The sequence below is a fragment of the Nocardioides acrostichi genome (assembly GCF_015319165.1).
GTDB lineage: Bacteria > Actinomycetota > Actinomycetes > Propionibacteriales > Nocardioidaceae > Nocardioides > Nocardioides acrostichi.
In genome coordinates this window covers 301,942-317,256 of record NZ_JADIVZ010000003.1, presented here as the reverse complement: position 1 = coordinate 317,256, position 15,315 = coordinate 301,942, and the positions used below count along the sequence as shown (strand labels likewise).

Sequence of the window (15,315 nt, the reverse complement as noted above, 5' to 3'; positions counted from 1 at the left end):
CCGCCAGATGGGCCGGCAGGCTGTCCGCGATGGTACACATCACTGGCGATCGATCCCGCTTCCGCGAGCGACGACACCCCGACGGGCGAGGTCGCGCCCGGGGCTCGGCCCGGGTTCCGACCCGGGTTCCGACCCGGGTTCAGCCTCTAAGCGAGCGCAGTGCTCCGCTCAGACCCGCACGTTCTCGACGGCCTCCGGCGGACTCGCCGTCGCCCGACCCCGAGGCGCCCTTGCCCGGCCTGGCCCCGGGTTTGGCCGCGGGTTTGGCCGCGGGTTTGGCCGCGGAGACCCCGTTGAAGTGCTGTTTCTTGTCCTGGCCCCGCCACTCCTCGATGGCAGCGCCGAGCGCGCTCGTCGTCTGCTCGTCGAGCGGGCCACCGCCTCCGGCATCTCGCGGGAGGAGGGGGTCGCACTCCACGAGCACACCCACGTCGCGCAGGGCCGCGGCGTCCTCCTCGACGAAGCGGGCGTAATAGCGCCGCAGCGCTCGCTCGAGCGCATCGGCAGGCAGGTCGCGCGAGATGAGCGCGCGCAGGGTGTCGGCGACGCTGCGACGGTCGGAGCGGTAGCTGGCGCGGGGTCCGGAGGCCACCATCGCGATCCACTTGCGGGCGAAGTCGTCGGCCGAGTACGACTCGTAGTGGAAGAGTTCGAGCGACGGGTGCTCGAAGGGCGCCACGGGCTGACGGTCCTCGTCGACCACCTTGTGCAGCGTCAGCCACGTGGGCGAGCCCGCCCGGCCGGCCTGCTTGCCCATCACGTGACCACGGAAGTAGGCCTGGTTCGTGGCCGTGCCGAGCAGACCCAGCCCCTCGAGCAGCGCCAGCTCGTCGTCGTCCAGCTCCCGTTTGAACAGCGTCGGCTCCCCCGGCCAGTCGCCACGGCTCACCGCCTCGCGGGTGGCCAGCCGCACCGCGACCTGCTCGGCGGGTACGGCGTCGAGGACACCCACGTCGACACGAGCGATCTCGTCGCCGTCGCAGTGCAACACCCAGGCCTCGGGGTGACCCGTGGCGGCCAGGGCGTGCTTGGCCACACCGGCGTTGGTGCACTGGCGCACGTTGAGCTGGTCCGGGCGCTGACCACCCCACCACTGCCCGCCCGCGCGCACACACGTGACCCGCGGATGCGCCTCGAGGTACTCGGCCACCTCGCCCTGACCCTCGCCCGAGGGCTTGTCGAGGAACACCACCACGTGGTCGACGCCACCGGCCAGGTTGCCCTCGACGTAGCGGCGCACGTGAGCGACCGTGTCCATCACCGTGCTGACCGCCACCAACATGATGCCCACCCTAGGCGCTGACCCGTCGCTAGTTTTCACGTGACCCGTCGCCAGTTTTCGATCGACCTGCCATGAGTTTTTCTGCCCGCGCGAAATGTGGCAGGTCAGGTGAAAACTGGTGGCAGGTCAGGTGAAAACTGGTGGCAGGTCAGCGTCTGCGGAGACGGTCGAGCAGGGTCGGACGGCGCGGGGGTGCGCGGTGCGTCTCGGCGCGGCGCAGCAAATCGGCGACGATCGCGTCGACATCGAGGTCGGGCGGGACGGTGGCATCGGGCCCGGGCGCCCCCGGCTCGGCGAGTACGGGATCGAGGTCGGTGACCTCACCATGCACCGGGTGCCCGGCGGCACGCACCGCCTCGATCCAGCCGAGGGTGGCCCCGCCGAGCAGTGGTCCGAGGTCGGCCGGGGTCATCACCGCCGACCAGCCCGCTGCACCACGCCGGGCCGCGAGGTCGTTCTCGGCGAACCCCCGCTTGACCACCGCGTGGTAGGTGCGTGCATCGAGCCGGTCGGCGAGCCGCGCGTTGACCTCTCGCAGCAGCGCGACCTCCCCCGCGCCCAGGGAGGCGTTGCCCGGTACCTCGGCGGTGGGGTCGAGCGCCGAGGTCGGCACCCCGGCCGCCGTGGCGAACCTTCGCCACAGCTCGGCGCGCGGCGCACCGGGCGCCGGGCACACGACGAGACCACCCGTGCCCGCGCCCAGCGGACCGGTCCACCGGGCGAGGGTGTCGGCGAGATCCTGGCCGTGCCAGAACCGCGGTCGCACCCCACCGTCGTCCGGGCCCAGGCCCCGCGGGTCGGGCCCGGTGTCGGCGCGCAATTCCTCGTCGGCGAAAGCCGCGAAACTGCGGGGGTCACCGAGCTTCACGCGCTCCTGCCAGTGCGCGACCGCCTGCCGGCCCAGGTCTCGTGCGGTCACCAGCACCCGTACGTCGAGCCCGGCCAACGGCTCCAGCGCCCACCTCACCTGACCGGGCGTCGCCCCCGCCAGCACCTCGTGGCTGAGCAGGACCGTCTCACCCATCGCGGCCGCCTCACGGGCGCGGCCGCACACCGCTGCCCAGGTGCCCCGCACCCGGTCGGGGTCCAGGCCGAAGCGCGTCTCGCTGCCGCGTACCTCGACCGCACCCTCAAACTGGGCGCCCGGGCGCACGTACGGGTACCGCACCCCGTGCTCGACCAGTCGCTCGCGCTGCCCGGCCAAGAGGCCCTGGAGCCACGTGGTGCCGGTCTTGGTGAGGCCCACGTGCAGCACGACACGTCCGGGCTTCTGCACCCGCTCACGCTAGCGTGACCCCGTGAGCTCCAGCCCCTCCCGCGTCTTCGTGGCACGACTCGTCGGGCTGCCGATCTTCGACCCCACCGGCGAGCAGGTCGGCAAGGTCCGCGACGTCGTCGTGGCCGTGCGCTCGGAGGTGCACCAGCCGCGGGTTCTCGGTCTGGTCGGCGAGGTGTTCGGACGCCGCCGAGTGTTCGTGCCGATGACGCGGGTGACCAACATCGATGCCGGGCAGGTCTACACCACCGGTCTGCTCAACATGCGCCGCTTCGAGCAACGCTCGACCGAGACGCTCGTGATCGGACAGATGCTCGACCGCTCCGTGCGCATCCCGAGCAGCGAGGTGGCCGGCACCGTCTACGACGTGGCCATGGAGCAGGCGCGCAACCGCGACTGGGTCATCTCCCGCATCGCCGTGCGCGAGCCCGGCAAGGGGTTGCGCCGGCGCGGCCAGACGCACGTCGTGGAATGGCGTGACGTCGAGGGCCTCACGCATCGCGACGAGTCCCAGGGCGCGACGAACCTGCTGCACGCGATCCACGAGATGAAGCCGGCCGACGCCGCCACGATGATCCACGAGCTGCCCCCCGAGCGGCGCAGTGCCGTCGTCGCCGCGCTGGACGACGAGCGCCTCGCCGACGTGCTGGAGGAGCTCTCCGACGACGACCAGGTCGAGATCCTCTCCGCGCTGGAGAGCGAGCGTGCGGCCGACGTCCTCGAGGAGATGTCGGCCGACGACGCCGCCGACCTGATCGCCGAGCTGCCCCCCGAGACCGCCACGGTGCTGCTCGACCTCATGGAGCCCGAGGAGGCCGAGGACGTCAAGCGGCTGATGTCCTACGTCGAGGACACCGCCGGCGCCATGATGACCCCGGAGCCGGTGATCCTCGGACCCGACGCGACCGTGGCCGACGCCCTGGCCCACGTGCGCGATCCCGACCTGACGCCGTCGCTGGCCTCGCAGGTCTTCATCTGCCGCCAGCCGCTCGAGACCCCCACCGGCAGATTCCTCGGCGCCGCCCATATCCAAAGGCTCTTGCGGGAGCCGCCGTCGTCCCTGGTCGCCGGCGCGCTCGACGATCGGCTCGAGGCGCTGCGACCCGAGATGAGCATCGACGACGTCGCCGCTCACCTCGCCACCTACAACCTGGTGCTCGCACCGGTGCTCGACGAGGCCGGGCATCTTCTGGGGGCGGTCACGGTCGACGACCTGCTCGACCACATGCTGCCCGAGGGCTGGCGTGACGGCGAGCGCGGACGACGTCAGCGCCGGGCGGTGCCCCGTGGCTGAGCGGCAGCGCACCCCGCGCCCCTCGGGCTCCGAGCGCCGTGCGCGGCTCGACACCCCGACCGAGGTCAAGCGCCGTCCGCTCGTGAAGCGCCCCCGCTTCGACGCCGACGACTTCGGGGTGTTCGCGGAGCAGTTCGCCCGGTTCATGGGCACCGCGAGCTTCCTGCTCTGGATGACGCTCGTCGTCGGTGTGTGGATCGTGTGGAACCTCCTGGCACCGCAGAGCTGGCGCTTCGACTCCTACCCCTACATCTTCCTCACCCTCATCCTGAGCCTGCAGGCCTCCTACGCCGCGCCCCTCATCCTGCTCGCCCAGAACCGGCAGGAGCAGCGCGACAAGGTCGTCGCCGAGCAGGACCGTCAGGCCAACGCCCGGGCACACGCCGACATGGAGTTCCTGGCCCGCGAGGTGGCGTCTCTCCGGATGGCGGTGGGCGAGGTCGCGACCCGCGACTTCGTACGCTCCGAGCTGCGCTCCCTGCTGGCCGAGATCGAGGACTCGCGGGCGTCGGCCGCCGAGGCCCCCTCCGACTCGGAGGAAGACGGGACCGCCACCTAGACTCGGTCCCCATGAGCAGTGCCGTCCTGGACCAGGTCAACGCCGCGCTGGCGACCGTCAACGACCCGGAGATCAAGCAACCGATCACCGAGCTGGGGATGGTCGACTCCGTCGAGGTCGACCCGGCCGGCGTCGTCGACGTGAAGGTGCTCCTGACCGTGGCCGGTTGCCCGCTGAAGGACACCATCGACCGCGACGTGCGGGCTGCGGTCTCGGCGGTCGACGGTGTCACCGACGTGCGGCTCGAGCTCGGCGTCATGACCGACGGGCAGCGCCAGGAGCTGCGCGGCAACCTGGCCGGCGGCCAGGCCCAACGCGACATCCCGTTCGCCGAGCCCGGCTCGCTGACCAAGGTCTTCGCGATCGCCTCCGGCAAGGGCGGCGTGGGCAAGTCGTCGGTCACCGTGAACCTCGCGATGGCGATGGCGGAGCAGGGCCTCAAGGTCGGCCTCGTCGATGCCGACATCTACGGCCACTCGGTGCCGGCCATGCTCGGTGTCGCCGACGCCCGGCCGACCCAGGTCGAGGATCTCATCATGCCGGTGCCGACGCCGTCCGGCGTCTCGGTCATCTCGATCGGCATGCTCAAGCCCCGCCGCGACCAGGTCGTGGCCTGGCGCGGTCCGATGCTCGACCGCGCCCTGCGCCAGATGCTCGCCGACGTGCACTGGGGCGACCTCGACGCACTGCTGCTCGACCTGCCCCCGGGCACCGGCGACATCGCCATCTCGCTGGGGCAGTACCTGCCCGGCGCCGAGGTCGTCGTCGTGACGACGCCCCAGGAGGCCGCCGCCGAGGTGGCCGAGCGCGCCGGCACGATGGCCTCGATGATGCACCAGCGGGTCGTCGGCGTCATCGAGAACATGAGCTACCTGCCCTGCCCCCACTGCACGCCGGAGGGCAAGGAGCACCGACTCGAGGTGTTCGGCGCCGGCGGCGGCGCGCGCGTCGCAGGCACGCTGTCGTCGCGATTCGGCTACGACGTGCAGGTGCTGGGCGAGGTGCCGCTCGACATCTCGCTGCGTGAGGGAGGAGACGCGGGCAAGCCGATCGTCGAGTCCGACCCCACGGCCCCGGCGGCGAGGGTGCTCACCGACATCGCGGCCCGCCTCTCCGGCCGCTCGCGCGGTCTGGCCGGCATGCAGCTCGGCATCTCCCCCGCGGGTCGCTGACCTGCCCGCCGAGGTGTGAATCAGCCGTGAAGTCGCCGGACTTGGCCCGAGGCGTGCGGGTACCCCTCTAGGCTTGCCCCGTGTTCGGAATCGGTCTGCCTGAGTTCGCGGTCATCGCGGTGGTCGCCATCATGGTGTTCGGGCCCGACAAGCTGCCCGAGCTCGCCCGTCAGGCGGGCCAGTGGGCCAAGATGGCCAAGCGGATGGCCAACCAGGCGCGCGACGAGCTGCGCACCGAACTCGGCCCCGACTACGCCGACCTCGAGCTGCGGGATCTCGACCCCCGCGCGATCGTGCGCAAGCACATCATCGAGGCGATGAACGAGGACGACGACGAGGAGATCCGTCCCCGCCGCCAGCCCGAGACCGTGCCGCTCGCCGAGGGCGAACTGCCACCCTACGACCTCGAGGCCACCTGACACCTCACCGGGTTTCGACACGGGACTCGGCTAGCGCCTCGCCCGGCTCAACCACCGGAAGGCACGGTCTCGGCTAGCGCCTCACCCGGCTCAACCACCGGAAGGCACGGTCTCGGCTAGCGCCTCGCCCGGCTCAACCACCGTGATGGCCCTGCGGTGGTTGAGCCGTGAGGAGCGCCAGCCGGTGGATTGAGCCGCCGGATGCCGAAGGCGAAGGCGTGTCGAAATCGACGAGCGCGTCCGCTGGTGGTTGAGCCGTGAGGAGCGCTAGCGACGAGCGCGTCGAAACCCGGCAACTGCCAAGGCAACGCTGCTTACCACCTCACCAGGTTTCGACACGAGACTCGGCTAGCGCCTCGCCCGGCTCAACCACCGGAAGGCACGGTCTCGGCTAGCGCCTCACCCGGCTCAACCACCGGAAAGCACGGTCTCGGCTAGCGCCTCGCCCGGCTCAACCACCGGAGTGGCTCAGTCGTCGGGGCTCTGGACCGCGACGACCGAGGTCAGGGCGATGAGGACCACGCGGGCGGCGTCTGCCTCGGCGAACTCCACGAAGTCACGGCCGACCCGCCGCGGCACACCCTCGTGACGGGTGCCGTCGAGGAGGTGCACCAGGCATCGCTCCCCCTCCTCCGAGAGCCGGCGCAGAGCAGAGCCGAGGCCGAGCCGCGTCAGCGGTGACCACGCCACCTCCGGGACGGCGCGATCGGTGGGCACCTCGGCCGTCATGACGGCGGCCAGAGGCACCAGCCAGTCCTGACGCGAACCCCGCACCACGACCCAGTCGCGCGCGACGCGCTCGAGCTCTCCGACCACGGCCCCGAGCGCCCGCACCTCCAGCCGGACGGCGCCTCCTGCGGCGGCCATCAAGCGCCCCGCCAGCGGCACGTCGGCGTACTCGGACCGCGCTCGGTCCTCGATCTCGACGAGTCGCTCGGCGCCGTACAGCGCCTCGGCCTCCTGCTCGAGCTCGTCGAGCACATCGAAGAGGTGCTCTGCCCAGACCATGGCGGCCAGTCTGCCGCACCGGGCGACGTCGGCGCTGTGGACAGACCTTTGCGTTTGCATCCATTTGCGTGCTTTCATGCTCAAACAGACGCAAACGCAACGATCACTCGGGAATCGCCATGAAAAGCGCTGGCACCTCGTCACGCGGCCTCGCCCTGCTGGGCGGCAGCACCGCTGCCCTCGCCGCGGTGGTGACGTGCGCGCCCCCGCCCCACGCACCTCACACCGATCGCTTCGACACGGTGCTCGTGTGGATGTGCTCGTGGGCACTCGTGGCCTGCGCCGTCTGGGTCTGGTCGTGCGCCATCGCCGTCTCGGTGAGCGTGCTGCGGACCGGTGGGGTGCACCGACCGCGGGGCGTGCCGAGGGGCATCCACCGGCTCCTCGTCGGCACCTGCGGACTCGCGCTCGTGGGCGCGACCGTCGGCGTGGCGATGCCCGCAACAGCCACACCGGGCGGCGTCCACCACGACCAGGAGCACCAGCACGCGGCCGCGCGGCACCAGGAGTCACAGCGCGACGACGGACGGCTGGCCCGCCCCAGCGTGGCGACCCGACCGGCCCTCGGCGAGCGGCCGTCGGTGGCCGTCGTCCGGCCCGGCGACTCGCTGTGGCGTATCACCGCCGCACGCCTGGGCCCAGACGCCTCGGACGCCGACATCGCTGCGGCCTGGCCGCGCCTCTACGCGGCGAACGCCGTCATCGTCGGCGCCGACCCCGACCTGATCTCGCCCGGACAACGACTCCGGGTGCCCAGCCTGCTCGACCACACCTCTCGGGAGACACCATGACCGCCCTGCCAGTTGACCTCGCCGAACTGCTCGAGGGGCTCATCGACGACGTGCCCGCGTCGTTGCCACGACGACCAGGGCGCCGCTCCGCGACCCAGCGCGGCGCCGGCCAGCCGACCCTGGAGTCCGCACTCGCCGATGAGTCGGGCAGCCAGGTCATCCCGATCGACCGCCAGGCCCGTCGCGAGGCGGATCAGTGGGTGTGGCGGGTCGCCCAGGTGGCGGTCGAGATCGTCAGCGGCAACCGCTCGAGCAGCCAGCTCCTGCGCTGTGTCAGCTCCGACGTGTACGCCGACCTGCGCCGCCGTGCCCGACTGGTGGCGTTGGCGGGTGCGCACCAGGGCGGGCCAGGCCAGCATCCGGCCATCCGACCCCAGGTCGCCAGCGTGCACTGCACCTGGCCGCGCCCCGGCGTCATCGAGGCGGCCGTGCGGGTGCGCTACGGACGCCGCTCTCGTGCCGTCGCGGCGCGCTTCGAGCACCGCGACGACGCCCGGGGCGACCACGCCTGGGTGTGCACCGCCTTCGACTTCTCGTGAGTCCCGGCACTACCCAACAGAGCGGTCGACTCAGCCGTTGGCGCGCGCCGTGAGGCCGGTGGGGCCGCCGGGAGCGCCGTGGCACTGCTTGTACTTCTTTCCCGAGCCGCACGGGCACTTGGCGTTGCGACTCACCTTGGCGAAGGGGTCGTCGGCGTCCGCCTGAGCGGTGCCGTGCACCTCCGCGTCGCCGGACTCATCCGGCGCGGAGTAGGTGAGGTTCGCCGGCCGCGACGGCGCATCGAGGCCCTTGGCGTGGATGTGCGGCGCGTGCGCCCCGGCGTCAGCGGACACCGGTGATCGCAGCCCCTCGGCCACGGCGAGCTCGAGCCCGTCGTCGGCCTCGTCCGACCCCTCGGCGGCCTCCTCCTCGACGGTCACCTCGAGGTTGAAGAGGAACCCGACGGTCTCCTCCTTGATGGCGTCCATCATGACCGCGAACATGTCGAAGCCCTCGCGCTGGTACTCCACGAGCGGGTCGCGCTGGGAGTAGGCGCGCAGGTAGATGCCTTCGCGCAGGTAGTCCATCTCGTAGAGGTGCTCGCGCCACTTGCGGTCGAGCACCGAGAGCAGCACTCGACGCTCGAGCTCGCGCATCACGCTGTGCCCCTCGTCGGTGGCGTCGCCCACGGCCGCCTCGCGCTGGTCGTAGGCGGCGCTGATGTCGGCCTGGAGCATCTCGATGAGCTCGTCGCGGTCGAGGTTGGCCTGACCGCCGACCTTCTCGGCCTCGGCGTGCAGGTCGATCGTCATCGGGTAGAGCTGGCTCAGACCGGTGGAGAGGGCATCGAGATCCCACTCCTCGGCGAACTCCTCGGTGGCGCCGCGCACGTAGCCGGAGACGACGTCGTCGAGGAAGGTGCGGATCTGCGCCTCGATGTCGGCACCCTCGAGCACCTCGCGCCGCTCGCCGTAGATCACCTTGCGCTGCCGGTCCATGACGTCGTCGTACTTGAGGACGTTCTTGCGCGACTCGAAGTTCTGCGACTCGACCTGGCCCTGCGCGTTGGCGATGGCGTTCGTGACGCGCTTGTTCTCGATCGGCACGTCGTCGGGGATCTTCAGCACCTGGAGCACGCGGTCGACCCAATCGGACTTGAACAGCCGCATGAGCTCGTCTTGGAGCGAGAGGTAGAAGCGGGACTCCCCCGGGTCGCCCTGTCGTCCGGAGCGGCCGCGCAGCTGGTTGTCGATGCGGCGCGACTCGTGCCGCTCGGTGCCCAGCACGTAGAGGCCGCCGAGCTCCTTGACCTCGTCGTGCTCGGCCTTGACCTGGGCCTTGATCGTCTCGACGGTGCCCGGCCAGGCTGCGGTGTACTCCTCGGCGGTCTCGCCGATCGGCTCGAGGCCGCGCTTGCGCAGCTCCGCGTCGGCCAGGAAGTCGACCGAGCCGCCGAGCATGATGTCGGTGCCGCGCCCGGCCATGTTGGTGGCGACGGTGACCGAGCCCTTGTGACCGGCCAGGGCCACGATCTTGGCCTCGTCGGCGTGCCGCTTGGCGTTGAGCACGTTGTGCGGCACGCCCATCTTGGTCAGCAGGGCCGAGAGGTAGTCGGACTTCTCGACCGACACCGTGCCGACCAGCACCGGCTGGCCCTTCTCGTGCCGCTCGGCGATGTCCTCGGCGACCGCGAGGTACTTGGCCTCCTCGGTGCGGTAGACGAGGTCTGCCTGGTCCTGGCGGACCATCGGCTTGTTGGTCGGGATGGGCACGACGCCGAGCTCGTAGATCTTGTCGAACTCCGAGGCCTCGGTCATGGCCGTGCCGGTCATGCCGGAGAGCTTCTCGTAGAGCCGGAAGAAGTTCTGGAGGGTGACGGTCGCGAGGGTCTGGTACTCCTCACGGACGGTCACGCTCTCCTTGGCCTCGATCGCCTGGTGCAGGCCGTCGTTGTAGCGGCGCCCGGCCAGGATGCGGCCGGTGTGCTCGTCGACGATGAGCACCTCGCCGTCGAGGACGACGTACTCCTTGTCGTTGCGGAACAGCTCCTTGGCCTTGATGGAGTTGTTCAGGAACGAGATCAGCGGGGTGTTCGCGGTCTCGTAGAGGTTCTCGATGCCGAGGTGGTCCTCGACCTTGGTGATGCCCGGGCCGAGCACCGAGATGGTGCGCTTCTTCTCGTCGACCTCGTAGTCCTCGTCCTTGACCAGGCGTGTGGCGATCTTGGCGAACTCGCCGTACCACTTGACCTCGTCCTGGGTCGGACCGCTGATGATGAGCGGGGTGCGCGCCTCGTCGATGAGGATCGAGTCGACCTCGTCGACGACGGCGAAGAAGTGCTCACGCTGCACGCACTCCTCGAGCGAGGAGGCCATGTTGTCGCGCAGGTAGTCGAAGCCGAGCTCGTTGTTCGTGGCGTAGGTGATGTCGCACCCGTAGGCCTCGCGGCGCTCGTCGGGGCGCATCTCGGGCAGGATCACGCCGACCGTGAGACCGAGGAAGTTGTGCACCCGGCCCATCTGCTCGGACTGGTACTTGGCCAGGTAGTCGTTCACCGTGACCACGTGCACGCCCTTGCCGGCCAGGGCGTTGAGGTAGGAGGGCAGCACGGCGACGAGGGTCTTGCCCTCGCCGGTCTTCATCTCGGCGATGTTGCCCAGGTGCAGCGCGGCGCCGCCCATGACCTGCACGTCGAAGGGTCGCATGCCGAGCACGCGCTTGGCGGCCTCGCGCACCGTGGCGAAGGCCTCGGGCATGAGGTCGTCGAGGGACTCGCCCTTCTCGAGACGGTCCTTGAACTCCTCGGTCATGCCCCGGAGCTGCTCGTCGGTCATCGCGACGAAGTCGTCCTCGATCGCGTTGACGGCCTTGGCGATGCCCTCCAGCTGGCGCAGGATCTTGCCCTCGCCGATGCGGAGGATCTTGTCGAGAATCGCTGGCACGGTGGTGCGTCTCCTAGGCAGGCTCGAAGTCCCGATGTGCGGGTGGGTGCCTCACGCGTCCCGCGCGGGCTCCCTCACTGTACCCACGCCGCTCGGCGCTCCCTAACCGATCCGGGACACCTCGTCGGCCAGGGCCGGCGCCAGGTCGCCGCGCGGCCCGACGACGACGCGTTCTTGGCCCAGCCACCGCCCCAGCCGCTCGAGCTCGGTGGCCAGCTCCGCCGCGGTCTCGGGCGGAGCGTCGGGCTCGCGCCAAGCGCTCTGCACGCGCAGGACGCCGGCGGCCCGGTCGGCCTTGAGGTCGACCCTGCCCACGGGTCGGTCGCCGAGCAGGAACGGCAGCACGTAGTAACCGAACTGCCGCTGCGGCGCCGGCACGTAGATCTCGATGCGGTAGCGGAAGCCGAAGAGCCGCTCCGTGCGCTCGCGCTGCCACACCACGGGATCGAACGGGCTGAGCAGGGCACGGGCACGCACCCGGCGCGGGAGCCGGGCGTCGCGGTGCAGGTAGGCCGGCTTGCGCCAGCCCTCGACCTGCACCCGCTCCAGCTCGCCGGCCGCCACCAGCTCGTCGACGGCACGCTGGGCACTGGGCGCGTCGGACGCCGGCTGCTGACGCAGGCGGTAGTAGTCGGCCAGACAGGTGGCCGTGGCGACTCCGTGCGATCGGGCGGCGCGGCGCACCAGCGCGGTGACCGCCTCCTGGGGGCTCGGCGTGGGCAGGGCGAGCACGTCGGGTGGGAGAACCCGCTCGGGCAGGTCGTAGCGTGGCTCGAACTGGGAGGTGCGCCCCGCCATGGCGAGGTCGCCGACCATGAAGAGGTAGTCGAGGGCCTGACGCGCCTGCGACCAGTTCCAGCCCCAGTGCTCCGTGCTGCGCGGCGTGCCGTCGTCGAGCTCGGACGCCGTGACCGGGCGCCCGCGCGCGGCCACCTCGCTGGACACCCATGCGGTGAACGCGGGGTCGACGTCACGCCACCACTTGCCCCTGCGCTCTCGGTAGAAGTCCATGCGGTGGCGCATCAACGGCCACAGCTCCACGGGCATCAACGCCTGCACGTGCGCCCAGTACTCCACGAGTCGCCGTGGCCGGCGCTCGGCGGCGCGGACGAGCAGAGCCGGGTCGTAGGGGCCGATACGCGAGAACAACGGCATTTAGTGCGCGCGCTGGAGCACGTTCACGCTGTCGACCTGGAGCACCCCGGTGCGCTCCACCGTGCGCGCGAGGGTGCGCATGGTCGGGCTCGCATGCGCACGATCGAGGAAACCCTGGGCCGCCAGCGCCACCCGGCGCGCCTGCGCGCGGCTCAGAGACTGCGTGGTCGGCACGCCCTGGACTCAACCACACCCCACCGACACCCAACCCCCTGCACTCCGGGTCGACGAAGCCGACGAGGAGCGAAGCTCCGGGTTCTGGTCCGCGCAGCGGGTCAGGGCAAGTCCAGGAGCTTCTCCTTGACCGCGTACATGACCGCCTCCATGCGCGAGTGCAGCTGGAGCTTCTCCAAGATGTTGCGCACGTGATTCTTGACGGTGTTCTCAGAGATGAAGAGCACCTTGGCGATCTCGCGGTTGTTCATGCCGGTGGCGACGTGCCGCAGCACCTCGAGCTCACGCTCGGTGAGTCGCAGCCCGGGCACGTGGTCGCGGTCGGGCTTGCTCATCTGCTTGAACTCGTCGATGAGCTTGACCGCCATCGACGGGCTGATCAGCGACTGGCCGTCGGAGACGACGCGCACGGCCTGGGCGACCTCCTCGATCGAGGAGTCCTTGAGCAAGTAGCCCGAGGCGCCGCTCTTGACCGCCTCGTAGAGGTCGCCCTCCTCGTCGGAGACGGTGAGCATGATGATCTTGGCCGTGGGCACGGCCTCCTTGATGGCGCGGCAGGCCTCGATCCCCGAACGACGCGGCATCCGCACGTCGAGGAGCACGACGTCGGGGGCGGAGGTCTCGGCGAGGGCGGTGCCCTCGATGCCGTCGCCGGCCTCGCCCACGACCTCGAGGTCGGTCTCGGAGGCGAGCAGCATCGTGAGCCCCCGGCGGAACAGCTCTTGGTCGTCGACGACGACGACCCGGATGGGCTCGCCCTCGGTGCGCAGTGGGCCTGATGCCGTGTCCACCGGAGAACTATGACACGTACGGGCCATTTGCCCTATGCCCCTGGACCTACCCCGAGAGCACGAAGGGCTGGCCCACACGGGCCAGCCCCTCGTGACCCAGGGCCCTCCTGGTGGGGGGCCGCCTAGTCCTCGCCCAGGTCGAGCGCGATCACTCCGTAGTCGTAGCCGCGTCGGCGGTACACCACCGCCGGCCGGTCGTTCTCCTTGTCGACGAAGAGGTAGAAGTCGTGGCCGACCAGCTCCATCTCGTAGAGGGCCTGGTCGAGGGTCATCGGACTCGCGGGGTGCGACTTCTCGCGGACGACGAGCGGACCGTCGCCCGTGACCGCGATCGGGCCCACGTAGCGGTCGTGCTCGGTCTCGACCGCCTCGTCGACGGCGAGCCCGCCCGGACCGTCGCCGACCAGCGGCAGGTCGGCCGTGGCCTGGCCGACCGACATGGGGCGCTTGCCGCCGCGGTGCACGCGTCGGCGGTCGGCGGCGCGGCGCATCTGTGCGGCCATCTTGTCCAGGGCGAGATCGAGCGCCGCCGACTTGCCCTCGGCGTTCGCCTCGGCCCGGATCACCGGGCCCTTGGAGAAGGCGGTGAGCTCGACCCGGACCGCGCGCTCGGGGTCACGCGGACTCTGCTGGCAGTCGACCTCCACATGGACCCGCATGATGCGGTGGTCGTGCTTCTCGAGCCGGGCGAGCTTCTCCGCGGCATGTTCGCGGAAGCCCTCCTTGATCTCGCAGTGGCGACCGGTGACGACAACTTCCATGTGAACCTCCTCCTCGCGCGTCCTGGGGGGACGCGGCATCGGTGACTTCAGCGACCCCGAGACTCGAGCGGGCGCTCGACCTCCCTCGGGGAGGAGTCCGTCCGGCCGACCTGGTCTTCGACCCCACAACCGCCTGCTGAGACGTTCGCAGCTTCCCTGCCACTACTGGCCTTCTCCCGACGACGGCCACATCTGGTGGCCGGGCCGGGGCAGGACTTACCTCTAAGCCGCACCGTGATCTCCGCGGCGCAGGTAGCCCCGCACCTCGGATTACGTGGACCGTTTCGCCTGCGACTGGCATCGGCTTGTCGTGACGGCGCCCGGCGCGCGGGCGTCGCGACGACGCAACCACGGACCCGGACGGACTCCATGTCGAGACGATAGGCGCATCGGCGGCGCGGGGGAAGGAAACACCCGAGGCCGTGGACGAGCCGCCAGCAGATTTTCAGCGCGCTCGTCGCAGCGGCGTGGCCGCGACCACCGCGGAGCCGAGCACGGGCAGCCCGACGGCACGCAGCGCCCGGCCCGCCTCGGCCAACGTCGCACCGGTGGTCAGCACGTCGTCACACACGACCGCGCCGCGCAGGCGGGGCACCTCGCGGCCGGCCCGTCTGAGTGCGGACGACGGGCAGGCCATGGCCCCGGACAGGTTTCGGGCGCGCTCGGCGACGTCGAGTCCGGCCTGGTCGCGCACGCCCGCGCCCAGGCGCAGCAGTGCACTGGTGCGGGCCGGGTGACCGGCGGCGCGGAGCACCCGGGCCGCCTCCTTCACCAGCACACCGGTGGCGTCGACGCCGCGCTGGCGTGAGGCCGACCGGCGTGAGGGCACCGGGACCAGCAGCACCGCCGGGCCCGGGAGGTCGGGCGGGCAGCCGGTGTCGTGCAGGATCCCGGTGATCGCTCCGGCCAGCAGCCGGCCGAGCGGACGCCGGACCGGGAGTCCCTTCTCCTTGTGTGCCACCACCAACCGGCGCACCGCCCCCTCGTACACCGTGGCCGTCCACACGCGGTCGCCGACGCTCCAGGCGCCACCCGACACCGTGCGGTCGCACTCTGCACACCACGGCCGCCCGGGGGCGTCACACCCCACACATCGACCGGCCAGGAGCAGGTCGGAGGCGGCGTCCGTGAACTGCGCCGTCCAACCGGCGTGGAGATCCTGGCCTGGAGTGCCCATGGCACCATCACAGCAGCGAGTCGCGACGTCGGCG

At 71.0% G+C, this 15,315-nt stretch carries 15 protein-coding genes; 6 read left to right on the top strand and 9 right to left on the bottom strand.

The features are described from left to right. Positions 1-139: 139 nt before the first annotated feature. The gene (locus ISG29_RS09285) at positions 140-1,282 is read right to left on the bottom strand and encodes a glycosyltransferase family protein (RefSeq protein WP_194503132.1); all 1,143 of its coding nucleotides are present in this window, start codon (positions 1,280-1,282) and stop codon (positions 140-142) included. Positions 1,283-1,430: 148 nt separating this feature from the next. Next, positions 1,431-2,558 (bottom strand): serine/threonine-protein kinase, encoded by a 1,128-nt coding sequence (locus ISG29_RS09280; protein WP_194503131.1) that lies wholly within the window; start codon positions 2,556-2,558, stop codon positions 1,431-1,433. 22 nt (positions 2,559-2,580) lie between these two features. On the opposite strand from ISG29_RS09280, the gene ISG29_RS09275 reads away from it, so the two are divergent. The 4 genes from ISG29_RS09275 (at position 2,581) to ISG29_RS09260 (ending at position 6,002) form a co-directional block, all read left to right on the top strand. Then, entirely contained in the window at positions 2,581-3,852 is a 1,272-nt protein-coding gene (locus ISG29_RS09275) for a magnesium transporter MgtE N-terminal domain-containing protein (protein ID WP_194503130.1), read from the top strand. Then, a complete protein-coding gene (locus ISG29_RS09270) occupies positions 3,845-4,411 on the top strand; it encodes a DUF1003 domain-containing protein (RefSeq protein WP_194503129.1) in 567 nt (188 codons plus the stop codon). Before ISG29_RS09275 ends, ISG29_RS09270 begins: the two co-directional genes overlap by 8 nt. Positions 4,412-4,422: 11 nt before the next feature. Beyond that, on the top strand, positions 4,423-5,583 hold the full coding sequence (locus ISG29_RS09265) for an Mrp/NBP35 family ATP-binding protein (protein WP_194503128.1): 1,161 nt from the start codon (positions 4,423-4,425) through the stop codon (positions 5,581-5,583). Between the two features lie 80 nt (positions 5,584-5,663). Continuing rightward, positions 5,664-6,002 (top strand): sec-independent translocase, encoded by a 339-nt coding sequence (locus ISG29_RS09260; protein WP_194503127.1) that lies wholly within the window; start codon positions 5,664-5,666, stop codon positions 6,000-6,002. 468 nt (positions 6,003-6,470) lie between these two features. Here ISG29_RS09260 and ISG29_RS09255 read toward each other — a convergent pair whose 3' ends face one another. After that, the gene (locus ISG29_RS09255; protein WP_194503126.1) at positions 6,471-7,010 is read right to left on the bottom strand and encodes a hypothetical protein; all 540 of its coding nucleotides are present in this window, start codon (positions 7,008-7,010) and stop codon (positions 6,471-6,473) included. A 119-nt stretch (positions 7,011-7,129) separates the two neighbouring features. Between ISG29_RS09255 and ISG29_RS09250 the strand changes: the two genes are divergently transcribed. Continuing rightward, positions 7,130-7,801: a LysM peptidoglycan-binding domain-containing protein gene (locus ISG29_RS09250; protein WP_194503125.1), complete on the top strand. Its 672-nt coding sequence runs from the start codon at positions 7,130-7,132 to the stop codon at positions 7,799-7,801. Further along, positions 7,798-8,340, top strand: coding sequence for an Rv3235 family protein (locus ISG29_RS09245; protein ID WP_194503124.1), 543 nt, complete (start codon positions 7,798-7,800; stop codon positions 8,338-8,340). Before ISG29_RS09250 ends, ISG29_RS09245 begins: the two co-directional genes overlap by 4 nt. A gap of 30 nt (positions 8,341-8,370) precedes the next feature. Here ISG29_RS09245 and secA read toward each other — a convergent pair whose 3' ends face one another. From secA to ISG29_RS09220, 6 genes are all read right to left on the bottom strand, one after another. Next, on the bottom strand, positions 8,371-11,223 hold the full coding sequence (secA, locus tag ISG29_RS09240) for a preprotein translocase subunit SecA (protein ID WP_194503123.1): 2,853 nt from the start codon (positions 11,221-11,223) through the stop codon (positions 8,371-8,373). A 102-nt stretch (positions 11,224-11,325) separates the two neighbouring features. Beyond that, positions 11,326-12,378: a winged helix-turn-helix domain-containing protein gene (locus ISG29_RS09235; protein ID WP_328828557.1), complete on the bottom strand. Its 1,053-nt coding sequence runs from the start codon at positions 12,376-12,378 to the stop codon at positions 11,326-11,328. Continuing rightward, positions 12,379-12,552: a hypothetical protein gene (locus ISG29_RS21595; RefSeq protein WP_328828555.1), complete on the bottom strand. Its 174-nt coding sequence runs from the start codon at positions 12,550-12,552 to the stop codon at positions 12,379-12,381. It abuts the gene before it with no gap. A gap of 101 nt (positions 12,553-12,653) precedes the next feature. Further along, positions 12,654-13,343 carry a response regulator transcription factor gene (locus ISG29_RS09230; protein WP_328828553.1) on the bottom strand — a complete coding sequence of 230 codons (690 nt, stop codon included), beginning with the start codon at positions 13,341-13,343 and terminating at the stop codon, positions 12,654-12,656. Positions 13,344-13,465: 122 nt separating this feature from the next. After that, complete coding sequence (gene hpf, locus ISG29_RS09225) at positions 13,466-14,104, bottom strand: ribosome hibernation-promoting factor, HPF/YfiA family (RefSeq protein WP_194503121.1); 639 nt, start codon at positions 14,102-14,104, stop codon at positions 13,466-13,468. A 445-nt stretch (positions 14,105-14,549) separates the two neighbouring features. Further along, the gene (locus tag ISG29_RS09220; protein WP_194503120.1) at positions 14,550-15,281 is read right to left on the bottom strand and encodes a ComF family protein; all 732 of its coding nucleotides are present in this window, start codon (positions 15,279-15,281) and stop codon (positions 14,550-14,552) included. Between the last annotated feature and the right edge of the window lie 34 nt (positions 15,282-15,315).